The 25,772-nt window shown below is 39.0% G+C and carries 24 protein-coding genes and 1 tRNA gene; 16 read left to right on the top strand and 9 right to left on the bottom strand.

Annotation, left to right across the window (positions count from 1 at the left end; genetic code table 11):
* Window positions 1–17 precede the first annotated feature (17 nt).
* Window positions 18–440: an RNA-binding S4 domain-containing protein gene (locus CZ225_RS17670; RefSeq protein WP_077154831.1), complete on the top strand. Its 423-nt coding sequence runs from the start codon at window positions 18–20 to the stop codon at window positions 438–440.
* Between the two features lie 209 nt (window positions 441–649).
* Window positions 650–2,008: a transposase gene (locus tag CZ225_RS17680; protein WP_077153452.1), complete on the top strand. Its 1,359-nt coding sequence runs from the start codon at window positions 650–652 to the stop codon at window positions 2,006–2,008.
* 300 nt (window positions 2,009–2,308) lie between these two features.
* Here CZ225_RS17680 and CZ225_RS17685 read toward each other — a convergent pair whose 3' ends face one another.
* The 5 genes from CZ225_RS17685 to CZ225_RS17705 form a co-directional block, all read right to left on the bottom strand.
* Window positions 2,309–2,734, bottom strand: coding sequence for an HIT family protein (locus CZ225_RS17685; protein ID WP_077154833.1), 426 nt, complete (start codon window positions 2,732–2,734; stop codon window positions 2,309–2,311).
* A 51-nt stretch (window positions 2,735–2,785) separates the two neighbouring features.
* Complete coding sequence (locus CZ225_RS17690; RefSeq protein ID WP_077154834.1) at window positions 2,786–5,056, bottom strand: monovalent cation:proton antiporter family protein; 2,271 nt, start codon at window positions 5,054–5,056, stop codon at window positions 2,786–2,788.
* A gap of 210 nt (window positions 5,057–5,266) precedes the next feature.
* The gene (gene gcvT, locus CZ225_RS17695) at window positions 5,267–6,352 is read right to left on the bottom strand and encodes a glycine cleavage system aminomethyltransferase GcvT (RefSeq protein WP_077154835.1); all 1,086 of its coding nucleotides are present in this window, start codon (window positions 6,350–6,352) and stop codon (window positions 5,267–5,269) included.
* A gap of 54 nt (window positions 6,353–6,406) precedes the next feature.
* Window positions 6,407–7,630: a peptidase T gene (gene pepT / locus CZ225_RS17700; RefSeq protein ID WP_025073846.1), complete on the bottom strand. Its 1,224-nt coding sequence runs from the start codon at window positions 7,628–7,630 to the stop codon at window positions 6,407–6,409.
* Between the two features lie 121 nt (window positions 7,631–7,751).
* Window positions 7,752–9,161, bottom strand: a complete 1,410-nt coding sequence (locus CZ225_RS17705; protein ID WP_077154836.1) for an amidophosphoribosyltransferase — start codon at window positions 9,159–9,161, stop codon at window positions 7,752–7,754.
* A 241-nt stretch (window positions 9,162–9,402) separates the two neighbouring features.
* Here CZ225_RS17705 and crcB point away from each other — a divergent pair, with 241 nt between their 5' ends.
* From crcB to eno, 3 genes are all read left to right on the top strand, one after another.
* Window positions 9,403–9,783, top strand: coding sequence for a fluoride efflux transporter CrcB (gene crcB, locus CZ225_RS17710; RefSeq protein ID WP_077154837.1), 381 nt, complete (start codon window positions 9,403–9,405; stop codon window positions 9,781–9,783).
* Window positions 9,784–9,808: 25 nt separating this feature from the next.
* Window positions 9,809–10,471, top strand: coding sequence for a pentapeptide repeat-containing protein (locus CZ225_RS17715; protein ID WP_077154838.1), 663 nt, complete (start codon window positions 9,809–9,811; stop codon window positions 10,469–10,471).
* Window positions 10,472–10,650: 179 nt separating this feature from the next.
* On the top strand, window positions 10,651–11,928 hold the full coding sequence (eno, locus tag CZ225_RS17720; protein ID WP_077154839.1) for a phosphopyruvate hydratase: 1,278 nt from the start codon (window positions 10,651–10,653) through the stop codon (window positions 11,926–11,928).
* Window positions 11,929–12,823: 895 nt separating this feature from the next.
* Here eno and CZ225_RS17725 read toward each other — a convergent pair.
* A tRNA-Thr gene (locus tag CZ225_RS17725) sits at window positions 12,824–12,897 on the bottom strand.
* Window positions 12,898–13,212: 315 nt separating this feature from the next.
* On the opposite strand from CZ225_RS17725, the gene CZ225_RS17730 reads away from it, so the two are divergent.
* The 6 genes from CZ225_RS17730 to CZ225_RS17755 are packed head-to-tail and all read left to right on the top strand — an operon-like array spanning window position 13,213 to window position 17,675.
* Window positions 13,213–13,728: a DUF4199 domain-containing protein gene (locus CZ225_RS17730; protein ID WP_077154840.1), complete on the top strand. Its 516-nt coding sequence runs from the start codon at window positions 13,213–13,215 to the stop codon at window positions 13,726–13,728.
* A 56-nt stretch (window positions 13,729–13,784) separates the two neighbouring features.
* Window positions 13,785–14,735 (top strand): glycosyltransferase family 2 protein, encoded by a 951-nt coding sequence (locus CZ225_RS17735; RefSeq protein WP_077154841.1) that lies wholly within the window; start codon window positions 13,785–13,787, stop codon window positions 14,733–14,735.
* Between the two features lie 20 nt (window positions 14,736–14,755).
* Window positions 14,756–15,304 carry a DUF6452 family protein gene (locus CZ225_RS17740; protein ID WP_077154842.1) on the top strand — a complete coding sequence of 183 codons (549 nt, stop codon included), beginning with the start codon at window positions 14,756–14,758 and terminating at the stop codon, window positions 15,302–15,304.
* Window positions 15,243–16,046 (top strand): DUF6048 family protein, encoded by an 804-nt coding sequence (locus CZ225_RS17745; RefSeq protein ID WP_077154843.1) that lies wholly within the window; start codon window positions 15,243–15,245, stop codon window positions 16,044–16,046. The genes CZ225_RS17740 and CZ225_RS17745 overlap by 62 nt, the downstream gene beginning before the upstream one ends.
* Window positions 16,047–16,052: 6 nt before the next feature.
* Entirely contained in the window at window positions 16,053–16,634 is a 582-nt protein-coding gene (locus CZ225_RS17750) for a manganese efflux pump MntP (RefSeq protein WP_077154844.1), read from the top strand.
* Between the two features lie 24 nt (window positions 16,635–16,658).
* Entirely contained in the window at window positions 16,659–17,675 is a 1,017-nt protein-coding gene (locus CZ225_RS17755) for an FAD:protein FMN transferase (RefSeq protein WP_077154845.1), read from the top strand.
* A gap of 109 nt (window positions 17,676–17,784) precedes the next feature.
* Here the strand turns inward: CZ225_RS17755 and CZ225_RS17760 are convergent, their stop codons facing one another.
* Both CZ225_RS17760 and CZ225_RS17765 read right to left on the bottom strand, forming a co-directional pair.
* Entirely contained in the window at window positions 17,785–18,153 is a 369-nt protein-coding gene (locus CZ225_RS17760; RefSeq protein WP_025073838.1) for a DMT family protein, read from the bottom strand.
* 15 nt (window positions 18,154–18,168) lie between these two features.
* A complete protein-coding gene (locus CZ225_RS17765) occupies window positions 18,169–18,915 on the bottom strand; it encodes a PP-loop family protein (protein WP_077154846.1) in 747 nt (248 codons plus the stop codon).
* A 182-nt stretch (window positions 18,916–19,097) separates the two neighbouring features.
* On the opposite strand from CZ225_RS17765, the gene CZ225_RS17770 reads away from it, so the two are divergent.
* The 4 genes from CZ225_RS17770 to CZ225_RS17785 all read left to right on the top strand — a co-directional run bounded on the left by CZ225_RS17770 (window position 19,098) and on the right by CZ225_RS17785 (window position 23,163).
* The gene (locus CZ225_RS17770) at window positions 19,098–20,525 is read left to right on the top strand and encodes a tetratricopeptide repeat protein (protein ID WP_077154847.1); all 1,428 of its coding nucleotides are present in this window, start codon (window positions 19,098–19,100) and stop codon (window positions 20,523–20,525) included.
* A 9-nt stretch (window positions 20,526–20,534) separates the two neighbouring features.
* A complete protein-coding gene (locus tag CZ225_RS17775) occupies window positions 20,535–21,005 on the top strand; it encodes an NfeD family protein (protein WP_077154848.1) in 471 nt (156 codons plus the stop codon).
* Between the two features lie 25 nt (window positions 21,006–21,030).
* Complete coding sequence (gene floA / locus CZ225_RS17780) at window positions 21,031–22,032, top strand: flotillin-like protein FloA (protein WP_077154849.1); 1,002 nt, start codon at window positions 21,031–21,033, stop codon at window positions 22,030–22,032.
* A gap of 252 nt (window positions 22,033–22,284) precedes the next feature.
* Window positions 22,285–23,163, top strand: coding sequence for a nucleoside phosphorylase (locus CZ225_RS17785; RefSeq protein ID WP_077154850.1), 879 nt, complete (start codon window positions 22,285–22,287; stop codon window positions 23,161–23,163).
* A gap of 369 nt (window positions 23,164–23,532) precedes the next feature.
* Here CZ225_RS17785 and CZ225_RS17790 read toward each other — a convergent pair whose 3' ends face one another.
* Window positions 23,533–24,192 (bottom strand): NAD(P)-dependent oxidoreductase, encoded by a 660-nt coding sequence (locus tag CZ225_RS17790; protein ID WP_129585828.1) that lies wholly within the window; start codon window positions 24,190–24,192, stop codon window positions 23,533–23,535.
* Between the two features lie 156 nt (window positions 24,193–24,348).
* Between CZ225_RS17790 and CZ225_RS17795 the strand changes: the two genes are divergently transcribed.
* Window positions 24,349–25,608: an ISAs1 family transposase gene (locus CZ225_RS17795; protein WP_234983026.1), complete on the top strand. Its 1,260-nt coding sequence runs from the start codon at window positions 24,349–24,351 to the stop codon at window positions 25,606–25,608.
* Window positions 25,609–25,772 lie beyond the last annotated feature (164 nt).

A 25,772-nucleotide genomic window follows, 5' to 3' on the forward strand; every position in this document is an offset into this window, starting at 1 on the left:
ATTTTGTAATTAACATTATGGCTGAAGCAAGAATAGATAAATGGATGTGGGCTGTACGAATCTTCAAAACACGTACAATTGCAGCTGAAGCTTGCAAGAAAGGTCGTGTCACCATGAACGGTTCACAAATAAAAGCAGCCCGAATGGTAAAGCCCGGTGATGTGATACAAGTAAAAAAGCCACCTATCACTTATTCTTTCAAAGTTTTACAAACCATCGAGAAACGTGTCGGTGCAAAACTCGTACCGGAAATGATGGAGAATGTAACAACTCCCGACCAATATGAATTGTTAGAGATGAGTAAAATAAGCGGATTTATAGATCGTGCACGTGGAACAGGACGTCCTACTAAGAAAGATCGTCGAAACTTGGAAGAATTCACGACTCCGGAATTTCTGGACGATTTCGATTTTGAATTTGATTTTGATAGCGAAGATTAAAGTCTCCCTACGAATCGACTTCCAAGAGGAGATAAGATCAGAAACTTCTTACTTATCAAAGATCCACAAAATAAAAAGGGATATTCGTAAAATAATAAAATTTAAGGCAACTAATTCATTGCGAGTTAGTTGCCTTTTTTGTATCTTTAAGCATTCCCCCCAAAAAACGGTTTGACGGCCAAAACGGGGGTAATCTAAACTAAAAAGACATGGTAAAGATACAAAAAATATCCGAAATCGAACCTTGTTTAGGTTTTACCGAGTTCGATATGCTAAAAAAATATCGTCAAAGTTTTGCAACGAGCGAATTAGGTCGCCTCCATGCTCTGTTTCCTTTCTCGGAACTGGCCCGGCAAATGCATTTGAAGTCCTCTGCTTTGGGTCGTAAAAGTTATTTTTCTCCCGAAGGTAAAATAGCCTTGATGGTCCTGAAGTCCTATACCAACTTTTCCGATGCACAACTGATTGAGCATTTAAACGGTAATATTCATTACCAGTTATTTTGTGGTGTTCAGATTGATCCTCTTCATCCACTGACCAATCCTAAAATCGTCAGTGCGATTCGTCAGGAAGTAGCGGACCGCCTTGATATTGAGTCCCTCCAGCTTATTCTGGCTGAGCATTGGAAACCTTATCTTGAGAACCTTCATGTCTGTATGACCGATGCCACCTGTTATGAAAGTCATTTGCGCTTTCCTACTGATGTCAAACTCTTATGGGAAGGTATTGTATGGCTTCATCGCCATCTGTGCAAACATTGCCGTACATTGCACATACAACGTCCCCGTAACAAGTATCTTGATGTAAGCCGTGCCTACCTTGCTTACAGTAAACTGCGTAAACGCAGGAAATCACAGACCCGTATGATTAAACGCAGGCTACTTCAGTTATTGGAAAAGCTACTGGACCAGCTGGAGCAGCTTCATTCATCCTACAGGCACAGGCTTACACTATCCTCTGATTACCAAAGGCGTTTCTCGGTCATACAGACGGTCCTTGAGCAAGGGAAGAATTTATTTGCAGGCAAAAAAGTGTCCAACCGTATCGTGAGTATCGACCGGCATTACCTTCGCCCCATTATCAGAGGCAAGGAAACCAAATCCGTTGAGTTCGGAGCCAAGGTCAACAATATACAGATAGATGGAATCTCCTTCATAGAACATATCTCCTTTAAGGCTTTTAACGAAGGAGTACGTTTGAAAGACTGTATTCATTTGCAACAACAACTGACCAAGGTCAGGGTTAAGGCGCTTGCAGCGGATTCAATCTATGCTAATAATGCCAACCGGAAATTTTGTACTAAATATCATATAAGTACTTCCTTTAAGCGTAAGGGAAGAGCTGCCAAAGATGAGCCACTTCGGAAAATCTTACGGTCGGAACTCAGCCGTGAAAGGGCTACCCGCCTGGAAGGAAGTTTTGGAACGCAGAAACAACATTACTCACTGGCCAGAATAAAAGCCAGAAACAGGAAAACGGAAATACTTTGGATTTTCTTTGGAATACATACGGCCAATGCGGTATCTATGATAGAAAAGGTCGAAAAGAAAAAAAGAACGGCTGCATAATCAGACTAAAAGAAGAAGAAGAAAAGAGGAGAGGTTTTTAACTTCCCCTAAAAAGACATATACATAATGTACCGTTGGGAAGAAAGAATAAGAATATGTAAATAATATTCTATTAAAAAGATACAAGACTTGAGACTTTACACAAAAAAATTAAGAGAAAAGCTCACGTAAAGTAAAACTGTTCTCTTAATTTATAAGAAAGAGGGACATTTACTGAATATCCCTAAAAAAAGAAGATGGCAAAAGAAAGTTTTGCCATTCTTATGATTGTAAACCTCCTTCAATATCTATAAATCAAGATTATAAATTAGCTTTCAAAGCATCAATTAATTCTTGATACTCAGCATCTGTCAAATAAACCTTTCCCGGATTCATTTGAAATGTACTTCCGTAATCTGGTCCGCCTATATACTTTGGAGCCAAATGGAAATGCAGATGCGACAGTTTATCAGAGTAAGCACCATAATTTATCTTTTCCGGTTGGAAAGCCTTCTGCATAGCTCGAGTTACGCGAACTACATCTGCCATAAAAGCATTACGTTCTTCATCACTCAATTCATTTAAATCGTTCACATGATCTTTGTAAGCAACAAGACAACGTCCACGATAGGTTTGTTCTTTAAATAAAAACACACGTGACACACTCAACTGTGTAATCTCAATCATCAGATTATGCAACATCTCGTTGTTCTGGCAATACAGACATTCTTTCGGATCGCTCTTCATATTATTATTATTTTATGTTTCAGTAAATAAATAAAAGTAGTTCTACTACTTTTATCCTACTTGTAATTTTTCATCTTTTTGATTCACTAATAGGTAGACATCTTCTTTCTCACCTACTACCCATACTACATCACCTTCCTCAAACGGTACATTTACATCCGGTGTAACTAATGTTCCATCCTCTCGTTCCACCCCCACAATCATACACCGGTATTTATCACGAATTCCAGACTCGCGAATAGTCTTACCTAAAAAAATAGAATCAGTATCAACAATGAACTGTTTCAAGCTCATTTCACTCTGCTCATATACCTGCCAGTCAATCTTCGCACCATTTTGCATATCTTCACTGAAGTTATTCAGCTGCTCATCCGTTCCAATCACTTGTATCTTATCCAATGGAAACAAACGTTCGGCACCACCGGGAATATTAATTCTCCTTCTCCCTCGAAGGATAGAAGCGACATGTACTCCATATCTTTTCCCCAGATTTAGCTCCATCAAAGTCCTTCCAGCCCAAGGTGATTCTCCAGGAATTTCCAAATCCGCTAAATGTAAATCATGAGACAATAAACGCCCCGCATATTCCGGTTTCTTCTCCCCCAAATACTCTGCACGAACATCCCGGGAACGCAAATTTTGAAAAAAGCGTCGTTCAATCAAGATGGACTGTTTTTTCAGACGGCGAGACCATACCATCAATAGTACTACCAATACAGCCACACCAATTATCAATCCGATAGAGGCTTTGAATAAACCTGAAATAATAAAAATGACAAATAATACCGCTATCATCACCCGAATAACAATCGTAGCAACCAATGGTGCACGATTAGCCCGGCTATCATGCCATAAAGTCATAAATTCTACTGAATGATTTTTCTTCACCATAATAGCACGCAGGAAAGGTGAAATAAAAAGTATAATAAATACCGCACCGAGCAATGAAGCCCAAAATGGAGGCAAGTTTTCCTTAAAAAACGGAATCACAAAACGGAAAGAGAGTGCAATAACAGATATACTGACTATTGAATAAACAACAGTGATCCGTATGATCGCCAATAACAATTTTTTCCACAGATTATCATGATTCATTGCCGTCTGTGAACCAGTATAACGTAATAACATCTTTCGCCAAGATGCAGGAAGATGAGCATCCACAAAAGTAAAAGCCGGTTCTGCAAAACGAATCATATAAGGAGTCAGAAAAGTAGTAATAACAGAAACTGCTACTACAATAGGATACAAAAACTCACTCGTCACATGCAAAGAGACTCCCAAAGAAGCAATAATAAAAGCAAACTCACCAATCTGTGTTAAACTAAAACCGCACTGCATTGCTGTCTTCAAAGACTTTCCTGAAAGAATCACTCCGAAAGTTCCAAAGGTAGCCTGTCCCAAAATAACAGCAATTGTTATCACAATAATAGGCACAGCATATTCCACAATCATTGCAGGATTTACCATCATACCTACCGACACGAAGAAAATTGCCCCGAAAAGATCTTTCACCGGTTTTACTAAACGATCTATGGACTCAGCCTCAATCGTTTCAGCCAAAATAGATCCCATTATAAAAGCTCCAAATGCAGCAGAAAATCCTGTATGAGCAGCCATAACCACCATTCCAAAGCAAAGTGCCAACGAAACGATAAGTAACGTCTCCTCTCCCATCAATTTCCTGCAACGCTTCAGGAACTCCGGAATGAGATAGATACCCACTACAAACCATAAGATGAGGAAGAATAATAATTTACCGATACTTTCCAGCATTTCAGTCCCTTCAAAGTTATGACTCACAGCCATAGTGGAAAGCATAACCATTAATACAATGGCGAGAATATCTTCCAGAATCAGAATACTCAAGACAAGCCCGGTAAACTGTTTCTTCCTAAATCCTAAATCATCAAAAGCTTTATAAATAATTGTAGTAGACGACATGGCGATCATACCACCTAAGAAAAGACAATCCATACGATGCCAGCCAAAACCCATACCGACACCTATCCCTAGCAGAATCATACAAAAGATAATAGTACATGCAGCGATGACAGCAGAACCTCCAACTTTGACAATCTTCTTAAAGCTAAATTCCAGTCCAAGTGCAAATAATAAGAAGATAACGCCTATATCTGCCCATGTTTTAATATTAGCAGTATCCATCACCGAAGGGGTGTATGGCATATGCGGACTTGCCAGAAAACCAGCTACTACATACCCTAATACCAGAGGTTGCTTTAATTTTTTAAATAGCAAGGTCATGATACCTGCACAGATTAATATCAGTGCCAGATCAGCTATAAGTGTAGGTAATTGAGACATCGATTTATCTTAATTTGCTGACAAAATTAGAATAAATCTATGGCATAAACAACATTTAAGGATATATTTACTATTAATGAATATCAGAATGTATGATCATATACTTCAAAACATGAATGACGTGAATAACATAGATTTATTAAACTCTTTTAAAGCTAAAAATCCACATCATTCACGTCACCTGCTACTAGTTTTTTTTATATTAATCGATCATTTCCTAAATGGCGGCTTCACCACTTCGGCTTTCAATTTGCGTCCACGCATATCAATATAAATCTCCGTTCCGACTTTACTGTATTCCGGCTTCACATATCCCATCCCAATACCAATCTTACGAGTAGGCGACATCGTTCCGGAAGTAACCACTCCTATCTTCTCCCCTTCTGCATTGACCAACTCATAACCATGACGGGGAATTCCGCGATCGATCATCTCAAAACCAACCAACTTACGAGTAACCCCTTCCGCTTTCTGTTTTTCCAACATTGGACGATTGATAAAATCTTTGCCATCCACAAACTTAGTAATCCATCCTAAGCCCGCTTCAATGGGAGAAGTTGTATCATCCAGGTCATTACCATAAAGACAAAATCCCATTTCCAGACGAAGAGTGTCACGCGCACCCAAACCAACAGGTTTGATACCATACTCCTCTCCTGCTTGAAAAACAGCTTTCCAGATTTTATCTGCTGCTTCCGGATAAAAATAAAGTTCAAAACCTCCTGCACCGGTATAGCCGGTATTTGATATAATCACATTTTCTTCTCCTGCAAACGTACCAACCGCAAACGTATAATAAGGTATAGCAGACAAATCAATGTCTGTCAGTTTCTGCAAAGCGAGAATAGCCTTTGGACCTTGTACAGCAAGCTGCGCTGTGCAATCCGAAGAATTTTCCAATTCCGCTCCTTCCGTATTATGAGAAACGCACCAATTCCAATCTTTCTGAATATTAGCGGCATTAACTACCAATAGATATTTTTGGGGTTCAAAATGATATACCAATAAGTCATCTACAATTCCTCCTTCTTCATTTGGGAAGCACGTATATTGTATCTTTCCCGGAGTAAGAGACACCACATTATTGGAAGTCACCTTTTGAAGAAAAGACAAAGCATGGGGACCTTTCACCCAGAATTCTCCCATGTGGGATACATCAAACACACCGGCAGCATTACAAACAGTCAGATGTTCATCAATGATACCGGAATATTCGATAGGCATATTATAACCTGCAAACTCGTGCATTTTAGCACCGAGTGCAACATGTTTCTCTGTAAACGGAGTGGTTTTCATAAATATTATTTTAAGAATTAAGTATTAGGTGTTAATGATACTCATTATTGATTTTTATTTAGAGGTTACCAATTCGGCAATCTTCACAATAACGTTCATTGCCTTCTCCATACTCTGAATAGGAACAAATTCATAACGTCCATGGAAATTCAGTCCTCCTGCAAAGATATTCGGGCAAGGCAAACCTTTGAAAGAGAGTTGCGCACCATCCGTACCACCACGAATCGGTTTTACGTTTGGTTTTACACCAACAGCTTCCATTGCAGCAAAAGCGACATCGATAATATGCATTACCGGTTCTATCTTCTCACGCATATTATAGTATTGATCACGCAATTCCAGAGTAGCCGTACCTTCTCCATATTCTGCATTGATTTGTGCAACCATACGTTCCATTTCCTTTTTACGGTCCTCAAATTTCTCACGATTATGGTCACGGATAATATAAGTAACTGTTGTTTGTTCTACTTCTCCCTGAATACCGATCAAATGATAGAATCCTTCATAACCTGTAGTCTGTTCCGGAACTTCCTGAGCAGGTAGCAGTGAGATAAACTTATTGGCAACGCGAATAGAGTTGATCATTTTATTTTTAGCATATCCCGGATGCACATTACGTCCTTTGAAGACAATCTTAGCTACAGCAGCATTGAAGTTTTCAAATTCAAGTTCTCCCAGTTCACCACCATCCATCGTATATGCCCACTCACAGCCAAATTTCTCGACATCAAACTTATGAGCTCCCTCACCGATCTCTTCATCCGGATTGAACCCTATACGGATCTTTCCATGTTTGATCTCAGGATGGTCTTTCAAATAAACCATTGCTGATACAATTTCTGCAATACCAGCCTTATCGTCAGCTCCCAATAGTGTCTTACCATTGGTTACAATCAAATCTTCCCCTTTATGATCCAGTAGTTCCGGGAACTGTGCAGGAGAAAGAATTATGTTTTCCTCAGCACAAAGGACAATATCCGATCCATCATATTTTTCCACAATACGCGGAGTCACATCCTTACCTGTCATATCAGGACTGGTATCCATATGAGCAATAAACCCGATAGTCGGAATTTCTTTATCTATATTAGCCGGAAGAGTAGCAAAAAGATAGCCATGTTCATCCAATGTTATATCTTCTAATCCCAAAGATTCCAGTTCAGTTTTCAAATACTCAGCAAAAATCATTTGCTTGGAAGTACTGGGAGTAAGACCTGTCGATTCATCAGATTGTGTATCGAAGCTTACATACTTTAAAAATCTGTCTACTAAAGTCATTTTATTTAATTACTAGTTATTAATTACAAATTACAATTTGATAGTTTATATTGCCGTAAAGGTAAAAAAAGAGCCGTAAATTACAAAGCAATTTACGGCTCTTTTTTATCTATAATATTCTTTAGAAATGGCTGCTGCCATCAAAACAATGTGTACAAACTTTGCATTTAGGCAAACCTATCGCTTCAATCAGCGTTTCCAGCGTATTAAATTTCAAAGAGGTCAATCCGAAACGTTCTGCAATCACACCGACCATTTTTTCATATTCAGGAGAACCGGTAGTAGCATATTTCTCCAGATTCTTATTCTCGTCTCCTTCCAGTTCTTTGATAATTCGACGGGTAATCAATTCCAATGCATTTTTTGAAGCGGAGAATCCTACAAATGGACAAGCATAAATCAACGGTGGACATGCAATACGCATGTGTACCTCTTTTGCTCCATATTCAAACAGAATCTTTACATTGTCCCGCAACTGCGTTCCGCGAACAATTGAATCGTCACAGAACAATAAACGCTTCCCTTCAAGCATCGCGCGATTAGGAATCAACTTCATCTTTGCAACAAGCGAGCGCAACTCCTGATTACTTGGTGTAAAGCTACGAGGCCATGTCGGCGTATATTTAGCGATAGCACGATGGTAAGGCACACCTTTTCCTTCCGCATATCCCAAAGCCATACCAACCCCCGAATCAGGAATACCACAAGCACAGTCTACTTCCGACTCATCCTTCTGCCCCATCTTCAAGCCGCTGGTAAAACGAACTTCCTCTACATTCTTTCCTTCATAACAAGACGTTGGAAAACCATAATAAACCCACAGGAACGAACAAATCTGCATTTCTTCATTCGGCTTGCGAAGTTGCTCAATATGATCGGCATGCATACGTACAATCTCTCCCGGTCCCAAATATCTATCAATCTCATAATCGAGATTTGGGAAACTAGTCGATTCGCTCGTTGCAGCATAAGCCCCTTCTTTCTTACCAATAACAATTGGAGTACGTCCCCAATGATCGCGGGCAGCGATAATGCTTCCATCCTCTGTCAGAAGAAGCATAGAGCATGATCCTTTAATATGTTTAAATACGTTTTCGATTCCTTCGGTGAAAGTTCTACCTTGTATGATAAGAAGTGCGATAAGTTCCGTTTGATTGGTATTGCTCGAACTCAGTTCGGCGAAGTGCATATTTTTACTGAGGAGCTCTTCTTCCAGTTCCTGGATATTAGTTATTTTAGCAACAGTAACAATGGCGAAACGCCCGAGATGAGAATTGATAACGATAGGTTGTGCATCTGTGTCGCTAATAATGCCGATTCCGGCATTTCCTTTGAATTTATCCAGTTCTCCTTCAAATTTGGATCGAAAATAAGTACTTTCCAGATTATGAATAGAACGGATAAAACCTTTCTCTTGACTATAAGTAGCGAGTCCGCCCCGCTTCGTTCCCAAATGTGAATTATAATCTGTACCGTAGAATAAATCAGTCACACAGCTCGTTTTCGAGACTGTTCCGAAAAAACCTCCCATGTTGTTCTCTTTATTGATAAAGTTTTAAAAAAGATGGCGCAAAATTACAAAAAAGAATCCGACCGATAAAAAAAGTCTTTGCCAAAGTTTTAGTTTTCTTTGAGAAATACGTATTATTATTCATTTTCCAGAAGAGAAGCATTGTGAAGGAAACAACAGACATATCTCACAAAAAAACATAGATACATCTACATCAGAATTGCAAAAATATTACCTTTGCACAATCAACCATAAGAATAGAATGAAAGAAATACTCTATATATTTATAGGTGGAGGAATGGGAAGTGTACTCCGTTATTTAGGGCAAATAGCCATTAATGAACGGACTTCCGGTGTTGGTTTCCCTTTTTCCTGGGGAACATTCTCCGTCAATATCATCGGTTGTTTTTTAATCGGACTTTTTTATTCCTTATCCGAACGCTGGCAGTTGTCTATGGAAATCCGGTTATTTCTTACTGTTGGCATTTGTGGCGGTTTCACCACTTTTTCAACTTTCTCCAATGATGGCTTAAGTTTGCTGAAAGGAGAATTTTACGGTACGTTCATTCTATATACATTATTAAGTATAGGTATAGGATTAGTTGCAGTAATGGCAGGAGGATATTTAGGGAAACAATTTTAATTCAAAACCAACCAATCGTTACCACATGATAAAGAAAAATAACTTTAAACCTGTTCGAGTTGTACCTCCCATTTCAGAAGATCAGCAACACAGCACAATCACTTTACTAGAATGGCTCGAAAAAGAAGAAACGATCTCCGATCTTTTATTCTGCAAAAATAAAGAAGAAGAAATTAATGTTTCCCATAAGAGCATCAAAAACTGTACCTTTCAATATCAAACATTCAGCGAATGTCAATTCAATTCCTCGCAACTGACAGATATACGTTTCGAATATTGTGACTTATCCAATATTTCTTTTGCCGAAAGTTCTCTTTATCGGGTGGAGTTCATTTCATGTAAATTAGTGGGAACTAATTTATCAGGAACGACTCTCAATCATGTATTATTGCATGACTGTAACGCAAGTTATATCAACCTCGCCATGAGTAAAATGAATCAGGTTCGTTTTGCAAACAGCCTTTTCAGGAACGGTACTTTCCACGATTGCCGTTTGACACCAGTAGCTTTTGAAAGTTGTGATTTGGTCGAAGCTGATTTTTCTCATACTCCACTTAGAGGAATTGATTTGCGTACTTCACGCATCAGCGGATTAACCTTAAACATCAGTGACTTAAAAGGAGCGATCATCACCTCTTTGCAAGCCATGGATTTACTCCCATTGTTAGGAGTTATTATCGAAGACTAGTCTCACATAAAATTCATTGCATCTTATTCAAACAAAAGACATTGTCTCGTTGTTATTTATAAGATAGGACTAATGACATTTAGGGAAAGAAATCAGGAAGAATACCTATTTATAGTGATTTCCCACTCCTCGTCAAGTCCGTATTTTTGCAAAAATCTTATTCATAAACAATAGAAACGATGAAAATAGAAAAAATTGTAGCTAGAGAAATTCTCGATTCAAGAGGTAATCCCACAGTAGAAGTTGATGTAGTATTGGAGTCTGGCATTATGGGACGTGCATCCGTTCCGTCAGGTGCTTCTACAGGTGAGCACGAAGCGTTAGAACTCCGCGACGGTGATAAAATGCGTTATGGTGGCAAGGGAGTACAAAAAGCAGTTGAGAATGTTAATAAAATCATCGCTCCGAAACTGATCGGTATGTCTTCCCTCAATCAACGAGGAATTGACTATACAATGCTGGCATTAGACGGAACCAAGACTAAATCCAAACTGGGTGCTAATGCAATTCTGGGCGTTTCGCTTGCTGTAGCAAAAGCTGCCGCTAATTATCTTGATCTTCCTCTTTATCGCTATATCGGTGGAACAAATACTTATGTGATGCCTGTACCGATGATGAATATTATCAATGGCGGTTCACATAGTGATGCACCAATCGCATTTCAGGAATTTATGATCCGTCCGGTAGGGGCTCCTTCTTTCAAAGAAGGTTTAAGAATGGGTGCCGAAGTTTTCCATGCACTGAAAAAAGTATTGAAAGACCGCGGACTAACTACCGCCGTTGGTGACGAAGGTGGTTTTGCTCCTGAGTTGGAAGGGACCGAAGATGCTCTGAACTCTATCCTTGCTGCTATCAAAGCTGCTGGATATGAACCGGGTAAAGATGTAATGATCGGTATGGACTGTGCTTCTTCTGAATTCTATCATGATGGAATTTATGACTATACTAAATTTGAAGGTGAGAAAGGTAAGAAACGTACTGCCGATGAACAAATCGATTATTTGGAAGAATTGATTAACAAATATCCGATAGATTCTATTGAAGACGGCATGAGTGAAAACGACTGGGAAGGTTGGAAGAAACTAACAGAACGTATTGGTAACCGTTGCCAATTGGTCGGCGATGACTTATTCGTGACAAATGTTGACTTCCTCGCAAAAGGTATTGAAAAAGGATGCGCCAATTCTATTCTGATTAAAGTAAACCAAATCGGCTCTTTGACAGAAACATTGAATGCTATTGAAATGGCTCACCGTCATGGATACACTACTGTTACTTCCCATCGTTCCGGAGAAACAGAAGATTCTACAATTGCCGACATCGCTGTAGCAACTAATAGTGGACAGATTAAAACAGGTTCACTCAGTCGCTCTGACCGTATGGCTAAATACAATCAGCTACTCCGTATCGAAGAAGAGCTTGGCGATCTGGCTGTTTACGGATACAAGAAAATCTAATAATGTTTTTTCCCTTATGTGTTCGTATTCTTTCATTTATAAAAGGCAAAGAACAAAGGGAGATATTCATATCTAAGAGTTTCTAAACATCTTTTTTATTATCATTTATCACTTTTGTAAGGTAAAGATCTAATTATCAATTGCAAACTAGTGACAATAAGGAGTGACAATAAGGTGACAATAGACCAAAGAGAGTGTTCTATTGTCACTTTTCACTTATTAAGACCAGAGATACACATCTGATTATCAGCGGAAAGCCTTTATTTTCATATTTCAACCTTTTCTTCGTGAAAAGCCCTTTTTTCTATCGATAAATACAAAAACTACGCTTTTTGTTCCACGAGAACCTTCTTAATGAATGATTCTTGTACAAAGCTCTAAACTCTCATCTTCGAAAAGAAAGAATACAAATAAGGTATCAAGCGAATATGTGATTCAGTACCTATAATCAATTAATTCAGTTCGATTATAAGAACTCTTTGTTTCATACCGGGAAACAAACTGTTTCATATAGGGAAACTGTTAGTTTCATGTAGTGAAACCAATAGTTTCAAGCAGTTGAAACCTTTAGTTTCTCTGTGTGAAACTGTTAGTTTCATGCGGTGAAACTCTTTGTTTCCCGGTATGAAACGAATCGTTTCATGCCTTGAAACTAACAGTTAGAAAGCACTTGAACTAAACAACTTCATTATTGATTTAAAATATACCAGCTTAAAAAGCTGCAACTCAAAGATTGAATAATCACAAAAAAGCGGGAGATCCAAACAAGACAGTTATGTCTTTTAGATTTCCCGCCATCTTTTCCACCTACAAAGTGAAAAAATAAAAGGATGAGGTTGGTATTACTTTAATAAGAAAAGCATCCAGGAGAACTACCTGAATGCTTTCTTTTTTGAGCCTCTTGTCGGATTCGAACCAACGACCCCGAGATTACAAATCACGTGCTCTGGCCAACTGAGCTAAAGAGGCGGGTGGGTAAGCTTACTATATCGCGCCGCTACAACCAACTACCTTTGCTGCGATCAAGCCCTGGAGGATTCGAAGGGAGCTGGCCGTATAGGACTTACCCGTTTTGCGGTTGCAAAGGTAGATATTTTTATGGATTCTGCAATAGCTATCTAGAACTTTTTTCTTTCAGAATCATTAACCAACTACTTTTCAAGCAATTAAATCTGCAAAAAAAATATTCAATAGATGGTTTTTATTGCTTTATTAACTTTAACAACCATATTTCCTCCATCAACCGATATTATTTGTACCTTTGTGCACTATTTATAAAGAAAGATGACAGAGAACAGAAACTATCTACAAAAATACGCCATGCACTTTGGCACATATATGGGAGTCTATTGGATATTGAAATTCATTTTATTCCCATTGGCAATGCATATCCCTTTCCTCTCATTTTTATTCATAATCTTAACATTGGCAGTGCCTTTCATTGGTTATTATTATGCGAAAACATATCGCGATAAAATATGTGGAGGAAGTATTGAGTTTTCACATGCAGTTCTTTTCACTATGTTTATGTATATGTTTGCCTCACTTCTATTAGCTGTGGCATATTACATTTATTTCCAGTTTATCGATCATGGTGCCATTATAAATACTATCATAGAAGAATTGAGAAAGTTCATAAAGCCAAATGAAAACGAAGAAGTTATAAATGCAATGATAGATTCGCTTAAATCATGGAGTCCTATCAATATTACAATGCAACAATTGTCATTAAATGTGATATGGGGAAGTATTCTGGCTATTCCTACCGGACTTCTGGTAATGAAGAAAGCCAAACCGTAGAAACAACGAATCGACTCAATCATGACTTGTAATTAATAATTAGTTATTAATATAAAATGGATATATCAGTAGTAATACCATTGTTTAACGAAGAAGAATCATTGCCTGAACTTTACGCATGGATTGAACGTGTAATGAAGGCTAACGGATTCTCTTTCGAAGTGATTTTCGTTAACGATGGAAGCACTGACCATTCGTGGGAAGTGATAGAACAGCTCAAAGCCCAGTCGGACTACATAAAAGGGATCAAGTTCCGCCGTAATTACGGTAAATCTCCGGCTCTTTTTTGCGGATTTGAAGAAGCACAGGGCGATGTAGTCATTACAATGGATGCCGACCTGCAAGATAGTCCGGACGAGATTCCTGAACTTTACCGGATGATTACGAAAGAGGGTTACGATCTGGTATCCGGTTGGAAGCAAAAAAGATATGATCCATTATCAAAAACACTACCAACCAAACTTTTCAACGCCACAGCACGCAAAGTATCCGGGATTAAAAATCTGCATGACTTTAACTGTGGGTTAAAAGCCTATCGCAAAGAGGTAGTGAAAAATATCGAAGTATATGGTGAAATGCACCGATATATCCCTTATCTGGCTAAAAATGCCGGATTCAAGAAAATAGGCGAGAAAGCGGTACATCACCAAGCCCGCAAATATGGTACTACCAAATTCGGACTAAACCGTTTCGTTAATGGATATCTGGATTTGATTTCTCTCTGGTTCCTTTCTAAATTCGGAATAAAGCCCATGCACTTTTTCGGATTGCTAGGTTCACTGATGTTTTTGGTCGGAATGATTTCTGTTATCATTGTAGGCGTCAGCAAACTATATGCCATGTACAACGGCTTACCTTACCGATTAGTAACTGACTCTCCTTATTTCTATCTGTCGCTGACAGCGATGATTATTGGAACTCAATTATTCCTTGCAGGATTTTTGGGCGAATTAATCTCACGCAATGCACCAGAACGAAATAACTACCAAATAGAAAAGAAAGTTTGATTCACACTCAATAACCGATTATGAAGAATTTAATTCGTATCTTTCTATTATTAATCATCGCTGGCGGTGCTATAAGTATCTACAGTTCGTGCTCGGATGAAAATGATTGCTCGCTGGCAGGACGTCCCATGATGTATTGTACATTATACACAATTGATCCGGACACAAGGGCTATGTTGAATGACACGCTCGATTCCTTGACCATCACCGCTGCCGGAACCGATTCTATCATTCTCAACAATGAGAAGAAAGTACATACCCTGATGCTTCCGCTGCGCTATACAAATGATTCTACTATATACATTTTCCATTATGACCCTAAACGTCAGCCCAAAAATGTAGACACATTGTACATAGTGCAACAAAACACTCCATATTTCCAGTCTATGGAATGTGGCTACATGATGAAGCAGAATATTTTGAGTGCTAAACTAGGCAAACCGGGAAGACCATCCCAGCCAGATCGGATAGATTCTCTCTATTTACGAAATAAAGAAGCCAATACAAATGAAATTGAAAACTTGCAGATATTCTATAAGTACCGTGACCGTACACCTGCGATTGATTAGTCTGCTTCTGCTCTTTTGTATCGGACTTCCGGCAGCAGGACAGCAACCCAGTCAGAAGCCGACGCCTCAGAAAAGTCAGAAGCAACAGAAAAAAGAGGAAGCCGCCAAGGTCGATACCATTCCGTTATACAACGGAACGTATGTTGGTGTGGACTTATACGGCATTGGCAGTAAAGTTTTAGGAGGTGATTTTTTGAGTTCCGAAATCAGTGTCGGAGTCAATCTTAAAAACAGATTCATCCCAACCATCGAATTCGGTATGGGCGGAACAGATGCGTGGAACGAAACAGGAATACATTATAAAAGTAAAATGGCTCCCTTCTTCCGAATCGGTGTAGACTATAACACAATGGCAAAAAAGAAGGAAAAGAATAGCTATTTGTATGCCGGTCTGCGCTATGCATTCAGTTCCTTTAAATATGATGTATCTACTCTTCCTGTTCACGATCCGATCTGGGGAGACAATATCAATAATCCAAGTTTGGAAGATGACTATTGGGGCGGTAGTGTTCCTTTTGACCATCCGGGCATGAAAGCTTCTGTCCAGTGGATCGAGATTGTATTAGGTGTAAAAGTACGTATTTACAAGAATTTCAATATGGGCTGGTCGGTACGCATGAAATATAAGACAAGCGCATCTACAGGTGAATTCGGCAATCCTTGGTATGTGCCGGGCTACGGAAAGTTCAAATCAAATAATATGGGAATCACTTATTCCCTCATTTACAAACTACCTCTTTAAACAGTAATGACAGGACTAGAGATTTGGCTGCTTGCAATAGGTTTGGCGATGGATTGTTTCGCTGTTTCGATTGCAAGCGGTATCATTTTGAAACGTATTCAATGGCAGCCAATGTTAGTGATGGCATTTGCTTTCGGCTTCTTTCAGGCTATCATGCCTTTTATTGGCTGGATGTGCGCCAATACTTTCAGTCATTTGATAGAAAGTGTAGATCACTGGATAGCTTTTGCCATTTTGGCTTTTCTAGGGGGACGAATGGTTTACGAATCTTTTAAAGAAGAAGGATGCAGACAGGAGTTTAACCCGGCAAGCCCGAAAGTGGTGCTTACGATGGCTATAGCAACAAGCATTGATGCACTGGCAATCGGTGTTTCTTTTGCTTTTTTGGGGATACAAGATTATAGAGATATCCTCTCTCCTATTCTCATTATCGGATTGGTATCACTCATCATGTCTCTTGTCGGACTTATTTTCGGTATCCGATGCGGGTGCGGTTGTGCACGAGAATTGAAAGCCGAACGATGGGGGGGAATTATTCTTATTATTATCGGAATTAAAATATTGATCGAACATCTGTTCTTTCAATAAAATCTACATTAAATAGAAAGACGTATGAAAACAAAGAAAAGTTTCATTTGGCTGGCTTTCCTGATTTTAGCCACAATCTGGATCTTGGTCAGACGTAATCAACAAAATGACTATAATAGCATTACCGGTTTTGTATTCGGAACAGTATATAACATTACCTATCAATATAAAGGTGATTTAAGCTCAGAAATAGAAGCTGAATTAAAACGTTTCGACTTTTCTTTATCACCATTCAATGATAGTTCGGTAATCAGCCGGGTCAATCGCAATGAAGAATTGGTAACAGATACTTTCTTCCAGAAATGTTTCAACCGTTCCATGGAGATTTCCCGCGAGACAAAAGGTGCTTTTGATATTACGGTAGCTCCGCTTGCAAATGCCTGGGGATTCGGTTTTAAGAAAGGAGCTTTCCCCGATTCATTAATGATAGACAGTTTATTACAAATAACTGGATATGATAAGGTGAAATTGGTAGATGGTAAAGTAATCAAAGACGATCCTCGCATGATGCTGAGTTGTAGTGCTGTAGCTAAAGGATATTCGGTAGATGTGGTAGCGCATTTTCTGGATAGTAAAGGTATCAAGAATTATATTGTCGATATAGGTGGCGAAGTGGTTGTAAAAGGAAAAAATTCTCAAGGTGGTTTATGGCGTGTCGGAATTAACAAACCCATTGACGATTCTCTATCCAGACAAAAAGACTTGCAAACCATACTTGAAATTACGAATGCCGGCCTGGCAACTTCAGGTAACTATCGTAATTATTATTACAAGGATGGTAAGAAGTATGCACATACGATTGATCCCAGAACGGGATATCCTGTGCAACACAGTATTTTATCGTCTACGGTGATAGCTAAAGATTGTATGACTGCTGATGCACTCGCTACCGCTTTTATGGTAATGGGATTGGAAGAAGCGGAGAAATTTTGCAAAGCGGACCCCAACATTAACGCTTACTTCATTTATAGTGGAAAAGATGGAAAATTTGAAACTTACTTCACAGAAGGAATGAAGAAGTACATAAAAGAAATTAAATAAAAAAGAGAAAATAAGGAATAAAAAAAGGCTCTGTTTCATGTACGCAGAGCCTTTGTTCTGTCCAAACGGGCATTCAGTATCGATTGTCTATTTAAAAGGTATCAAAAAACTATTTCATGAATACGAAATACACAGCTGCAATCAGGCAGACGAATGCGGCAAAATGATTCCAATGCAACGCTTCGCCTTTAAAAAGGACAGTAGTGAATATAGTAAAAATAACAAGCGTTATCACTTCTTGAATTACTTTCAGCTGCATTAAAGTAAACGGACCTCCATTACCAATAAAACCAATTCGATTCGCCGGAATCTGACAGGAGTACTCTGCAAGTGCAATAAACCATGAGAACAATATGACTGTATAAAGAGGCCAGTTCGAAATAATTTTCATTTCCTGCAACTTCAAATGTCCGTACCAAGCAAAAGTCATAAAGACATTAGAGACAATCAGTAATAAAATGGTGTATGTCGCTTTCATAATGTAAAAGTTATATTAATCTATTTTATCCGGTAATAATTCTTCCTGAACATTCGTCATGCTTCCCCATAGACTGAATCGTGCCTCCGGATTCATTTTTTCCAACTGTTGTAGAATTCCTTTCATGTCGCTCCGGCTGGATTGTGATTCATAAGGGCAATGCTTTACTTGCTTTCGATAATTATGTAAAGCAGCCAACTCTATTAAATCTGATTCGTGCACCAAACACATCGGACGAATAATCGTCATATCGAATTTCTTCATCTCCAGTCGGGGTGGCATAGTGCTGAAAGCTCCCTGATATGTGATATTCATCAAAAGAGTTTCAAGAATATCATCCATGTGATGTCCTAAAGCAATCTTATTGCAACCTTGTTCTTTAGCAATCGTAAACAAAGCTTTCCTACGATTCCAGGAACAGAGGAAACAAGGAGACTTACGCGTATCTGTAGCAGGATCAAAAGAAGTTTCATACTGTACAAAAGGTACTCCAAATGTCTCACAATGTGCTTTCAAATATTCTGTATCACTCTGATAAGGTATATTTGTCATCACTACATGAGCTGCTACTACCGAGAAACGTGGTTTATAGATACGGGCACGTTTACCCAACAATTCGACAAGTGCCAAAGAATCTTTTCCACCCGACAGTCCAATGAGGATTTTATCCCCTTCTTCTATCAGGCCATATTGCACCACTCCTTTATTAAAACGCCGTTCAATACGGCGAATCATCTTCTCTTCTTCGGTAAACTGTGTCATAACTTCAAAAATCGGCTGCAAAAGTAAACGAAAAGAATGATTTAAAGAAGAATTAACATAATAGAATCTCTAAAAAAGAGTTTATTTCTAATAAATTTGTATTTTTGAACAGTTGATAGATTAATGAATAACTGACATACGATTGTCTTCTATAAATCTATCATTCATAAACGCTAAAAACGATGAAAAGAAAATATATTCTACTTTTAATTTGCAGCTTTTTCCTGAGTGGAATCTCTGCTCAAACCATTGAACAGGCTCGCGCCTTATATACTAAAGGTAATTATGAAGAAGCCAAACCGATCTTTAAGAAATATGTCAAATCCCAACCGTCAAATGGTAACTATAACTTTTGGTATGGAGTATGTTGTTTGAAGACTGGAGAGCCTGAAGAAGCAATTCCATATTTGGAGGTTGCTGTCAAGAAACGTGTTACTACCGGACAACTCTATTTGGGACAGGCATACAATGATAGCTATCAATTCGAAGATGCAATAGAATGCTACGAAGAGTACATTGAAGAACTGAATAAACGCAAAAAACCGACAGAAGACGTTGAAGCTCTTTTGGAAAAAAGTAAATCGGACTTGCGTATGCTAAAAGGTGTCGAAGAAGTTTGTATTATTGATAGTTTTGTGGTAGATAAGGCCAACTTTCTGGCAACCTACAAAATCAGTGAAGAATCCGGCAAGTTATTTACTTTCAACGAATTCTTTCAAACAGAAGGAAATCATCCGGGAACAGTATACGAAACTGAAATAGGAAACAAAATATATTACAGTGAGCAAGGAGAAAGGGGAAACTTGGATATATTTTCAAAAAACAAACTTGCGAATGAATGGAGTAATGGACGTCCATTGCCCGGTAGTATCAACGAATCCGGAAATGCCAATTATCCTTTTGTATTATCAGACGGACTGACTATTTATTATGCGACAGATGGTGAAGGACTAGGCGGCTATGATATTTTCGTCACCCGCTACAATACCAATACGGACAGTTATCTGACTCCGGAAAATGTAGGTATGCCATTCAATTCTCCGTACAATGATTATATGCATGTGATCGACGAATACAATAACTTAGGATGGTTTGCTTCGGACCGTTTCCAACCGGAAGGTAAAGTCTGTATTTATGTGTTCATCCCTAACTCATCTAAGAAAACATACAACTATGAAGCGATGGATACGCAGCAAATCATCCGACTATCCCAGATTCATTCACTAAAAGAAACTTGGAAAGATGAGAATGAAGTCAATGAAGCTTTGCAACGTTTGCAGGAGGCGATTAATCATAAACCTCAGGAACGTCGTACCATAGATTTTGAATTTGTTATTGATGATAACACGACCTATTATCTGTTGAACGACTTTAAATCTCCCAAAGCCAAACAGCTTTTCCAACGTTATCAACAGCTTGAAAAAGATTACTTGCAACAGGTAGACAAACTGGAAAACCAACGCCAGCAATATGCTCAAGCAAACAAACAAGGTAAAGATAAAATGGCTCCGGCTATCCTTGATTTGGAGAAAAGAGTCTTGCAAATGTCCGGAGAACTGGATACTCTCGCTGTAAGTATCCGTAATGCAGAAAAAACAAACTCTAAATAAAACAGAACTATGGATATACTAATTATCGCCGTTCTCATTATTGCCGCAGTGATACTATTTTTAGTTGAACTGTTTGTGATCCCGGGTATTAGCCTGGCAGGTATTTCAGCACTTGTCTGTATTGTCTATGCCAACTTTTATGCGTTCGCTAATCTGGGCATGGCAGCCGGATTTATCACTTTAGGAATATCGACAGTAGCTTGTATCGGCTCTTTGGTCTGGTTTATGCGATCAAAGATGTTGGACAAACTAGCTCTAAAAAAAGACATCGACTCTACTATAGACCGTAGCGCAGAAAAGAAAATAAAAGTGGGTGATACTGGAATCAGTACAACTCGTCTGGCACAAATCGGCTATGCCGACATTGACGGCAATATTGTAGAAGTAAAATCAATGGATGGTTTTCTTAATGAGAAAACTCCGATCATTGTCAGCCGGATTACCGACGGTACAATCATGGTCGAGAAGCTGAAAAACTAAATATTCACTTTAATACAAACTATCAATGGACACATCTTTTTATTTGCCTATCTTTCTGATAGTCGGAGGTATTATCTTCGTGATAATATTTTTCCATTACGTGCCGTTCTTCCTTTGGTTGTCGGCCAAAGTATCCGGAGTTAATATCTCGCTGATACAGTTATTCTTAATGCGTATTCGTAACGTTCCTCCTTATATTCTCGTTCCGGGAATGATTGAGGCTCATAAAGCGGGACTGAAAAATATTACGCGAGATGAATTGGAAGCTCACTATCTGGCGGGCGGCCATGTAGAAAAGGTTGTACATGCCCTGGTATCTGCATCGAAAGCTAACATTGAATTGCCTTTCCAAATGGCTACTGCCATTGACTTGGCCGGACGTGACGTATTCGAAGCTGTACAAATGTCTGTAAACCCGAAAGTTATTGATACTCCTCCTGTAACAGCTGTTGCAAAAGATGGTATCCAGTTGATTGCCAAAGCACGTGTAACAGTACGTGCCAACATCCGCCAGTTAGTCGGTGGTGCCGGTGAAGATACAATTCTTGCCCGCGTAGGCGAAGGGATCGTTTCTTCTATCGGTTCTTCTGAAAGCCACAAGTCAGTGCTCGAAAATCCGGATTCTATTTCCAAACTTGTACTTCGTAAAGGTTTGGATGCAGGTACTGCCTTCGAAATTCTATCCATTGATATTGCAGATATCGATATAGGTAAAAATATCGGTGCCGCTTTACAAATCGACCAAGCTAATGCTGATAAGAATATTGCTCAGGCTAAAGCGGAAGAACGTCGTGCCATGGCTGTTGCTTCCGAACAAGAAATGAAAGCTAAGGCCCAAGAAGCTCGTGCTAAAGTTATCGAGGCAGAAGCAGAAGTTCCGAAAGCAATGGCAGAAGCTTTCCGTAGCGGTAATCTGGGAATTATGGATTACTATCGGATGAAAAATATCGAAGCTGATACTTCAATGCGCGAAAATATTGCAAAACCAGCTTCTAGTGGCAATACGAACCAACCTTTGAGTAAATAAGAGACTTATCTCTGGTAAAAGAGATAAGGGAGGTGGAAATTTACTACTGATGTTTTAATAAAACTTTTCCTAGTCAGGATTGTTCTTATTTTATAAAACACAAGTAAAAATTCCACTAAAATATAAACTATAGCATTGGGAACTGATTAAAAAAAGAATCTTTTATACCCTCTCTTGCGAATAGCAGTAAAGGGAGTAAGATGAAGTTTCTAACTTTTTAGCCAGTTCCCAAATGTTTTAAATCATAGCATTATGAAAAAATACTTTCCATCCTCAGAACTGATTATCAACGAAGACGGTTCAGTATTCCATCTTCATGTTAAGCCCGAATGGTTGGCTGACAAAGTAATCCTGGTAGGTGATCCTGGTCGCGTAGCACTCGTAGCTTCTCATTTCGAAAACAAAGAATGCGAAGTGGAAAGCCGCGAGTTTAAAACTGTTACCGGAACTTATAAGGGAAAACGAATAACAGTGGTATCTACGGGTATCGGTTGCGATAACATAGATATTGTGATGAATGAACTGGATGCTCTCGCCAATATCAATTTTGAAACCCGAGAAGAAAAGGATGAATTCCGCCAGCTAGAATTAGTACGCATCGGTACTTGTGGCGGTTTACAGCCTAATACTCCGGTAGGAACGTTCATCTGTTCACAGAAATCTATTGGATTTGATGGCCTTTTAAATTTCTATGCCGGACGTAATGCAGTATGCGACCTGCCTTTTGAACGTGCTTTCATCAACCATATGGGATGGTCAGGCAATATGTGTGCTCCGGCTCCCTATGTTATTGACGCCAGCGAAGAATTAATCGAAAGAATTGCCAAAGATGATATGGTACGTGGTGTCACAATTGCTGCCGGAGGATTCTTCGGTCCACAAGGACGTGAGTTACGTATCCCTTTAGCAGATCCCAAGCAAAATGATAAGATTGAAGCATTCGAATACAAAGGTTTTAAGATTACCAATTTCGAAATGGAAAGTTCAGCACTGGCAGGACTTAGTCGTTTAATGGGACATAAAGCGATGACTGTTTGTATGGTAATAGCCAACCGACTGATAAAAGAAGCGAATACTGGTTATAAGAATACAATCGACATATTGGTAAGAACAGTTTTGGATAGAATCTAGAATTAAGAATGACTCTTAAAGTTGCTAAGAATATCTTTGTTTTTCTATAGATGTGTATAAATGAAAATATACGTACTCTTTCAAAATTAGTTTGCTATATATGGATGACCTTCGATAATATCTTTTCATTCTGAGCGTAGTGAAGAATCTTCTCTTCTTTGTATATGAAGAAGAGGAGATTCTTCACTACAGTCATCTGACTATACCATATATATATATTAAAATCAAAAGATGTTATGAGCGAAGCTAATGACGGATACTATAATTGACTATAGTATTAATTATGATGTACTACTTGGTTTTAATAACTTGACTTTTGGCAGACTTCTACCAAATTTATTAAAATAAGGTGAGTCTGTTTCAAAAGAATCAATAGCCAATCGTAAACCGTTCCCGATGATGTTGAGGATATTCTAATTCGTCAATCATTGCAGCTGCATAGTCTTCTACAGAAATATGACTATTGCCTACAATATCCACAATCATATCATCTTTTCCTAAACGATAACGTCCAGTACGTACTCCCGGTTTCATATCAGCTGCCGGAGAGAAAAACACCCAATCCACTTCCTTTTCCTTTTTCAAGAATTTCAAATAGAATTCGCCTAAAGCTTTTACTCCTGGTAAAATATTCTCCGGCACCTCTCCCGAATCCATCAATCGCAATCCCGGAGCAATAAACAATGAACCGGCTCCGCCTACCATCAGAAAACGATCCACTCCTGCTTTCTTCACTCCATCAATAATAGTCAGATAAACTTTTATGGTTTCCTCATATATATTGGGATTATTCCATCCCGGATTAAATGCACTGATTACAGCATCAGCTCCTTTACAAACTTCGCACACCTGCTCCAGCGAAGACACATCTGCTTTCACCACTTTCAGTTTTTCATTCTCAATTTTTATCTTTTCCGGATGACGAACTACGGCTGTAATCTCGAAATCACGATTCAAAGCCTCATTCAGAAGGGCAGATCCGACAAAACCACTAGCACCTAAGAGGACAATCTTTTTCACTTTCTTCATATTCCAACACGGCTTTTTCATTTAAGAAATATTGTTCATCGCTTGTTGTTGTAATAAAAATCCTTATATTCGTGCGCAGCGATGCTGAAGCACCGCCTTAGGTGTTTCTTCTTATCGTTCATTTTTATTTTTTTATAGGCGGAATTCAATAGTGGTATGATGTTTCTATTGTCTTCCGCCTTTGTTTTTGCGATAGCAAAAATACGATTTATTTCCCTGATATACAACTTTTTACGCATAATACTACTAAAGAAGAAACACCTTGACTGTCTTCGTGGCAGCATCCTGACTCATTTGAGAAAATTTGTATCCTCAGTCCCTGAATACCGCAGAACAAGCAGGGGAAACTTCAAGCACAAACTTGAAGACATACTCACGCTTGTCATATTGGGGAGGCTCAGCAAGTGTATTACCAGGGCTGAAATACTTCAATTTGGCAAACATCACTTAAAACGCCTGCAGGGGAAAGGGCTATTCCCGTATGGGCTACCCTCAGCAGCTACGCTTTGCCGTGTGTTTCAAAGCATAGACGATGAAAAGATGGCTGAGCGCATGTCTGCTTTTGCAGATGTTTTCCGCAAGGAAATATCCACTTCGGCAACTGATATCATTTGTATTGATGGCAAGGCCATGCGGGGTACCTTGTACGACAACGGACGTAACCCTGATATCGTCTCTGCCTACTCACTTGGTTCGGGCCTTACTTTGGCTACTGATATTTGCAAGGAGAAAAGTAATGAAATCAAATCCGTGCCCCGGTTATTGGACAAACTGGACGTGTCAGGATGTGTAGTCACAGCAGACGCCATGTCATTCCAAAAGGTAATAATAGACAAGATTAGAGATAAAGGAGCAGACTTCGTGATCGAACTCAAGGCGAATCAAAGGTCTTTGCGCTATGGGCTTGAAGATTCTATAAAGACCGCCACCCCGACTGATGTCTACAAGGAAGGTCCATACTTGGAACACGGCAGGATTGAGTCAAGGATATGCCGTATATACCGTGGGGAAGAACTTATTGTGGACAGGGAAAAATGGAATGGCAATTTGACAGTTATAGAAATACTCACATCTACCGAAAAAAAGTCCGATGGCAGGAGTACATTTGAACAGCGACTCTATATTTCAAGCCTGGATAGCAGTGCAGAGCGGCTTAGTCAGATAACCAAACAGCATTGGGCTATTGAAAGCATGCACTGGGATCTTGACCGCAATCTCCGGCAGGACAGCATAAAGCGTAAGGCTGAACGGGCGGCCAGGAATCTGGACACAATTCAAAGGATGGTGTTGGCATTGATTGCCGTTTGGAAGAACAGAAGGAAAAAAATATCAGATAAGCAAAAGGGTACAGCTGAGATAATAAGGGAACTATCGGTAAGCTTCACTAACGTGTTGCATTTTTTGGCTCAAAAATGAGAAAAATTTAGATTTGACATATTCGTAACGCATTGATTACCAACAACGGGATACCCGCCCATGCCGCACTGGCATGGGTAGGGGGATTGTACCCCTAAATCAAAACTTAAATGAAAAAGCCGTGATATTCCAACAAAAATTAGATTGTTATTACTATTCCTAAT

Source organism: Bacteroides bouchesdurhonensis, from assembly GCF_900155865.1.
Lineage (GTDB): Bacteria > Bacteroidota > Bacteroidia > Bacteroidales > Bacteroidaceae > Bacteroides > Bacteroides bouchesdurhonensis.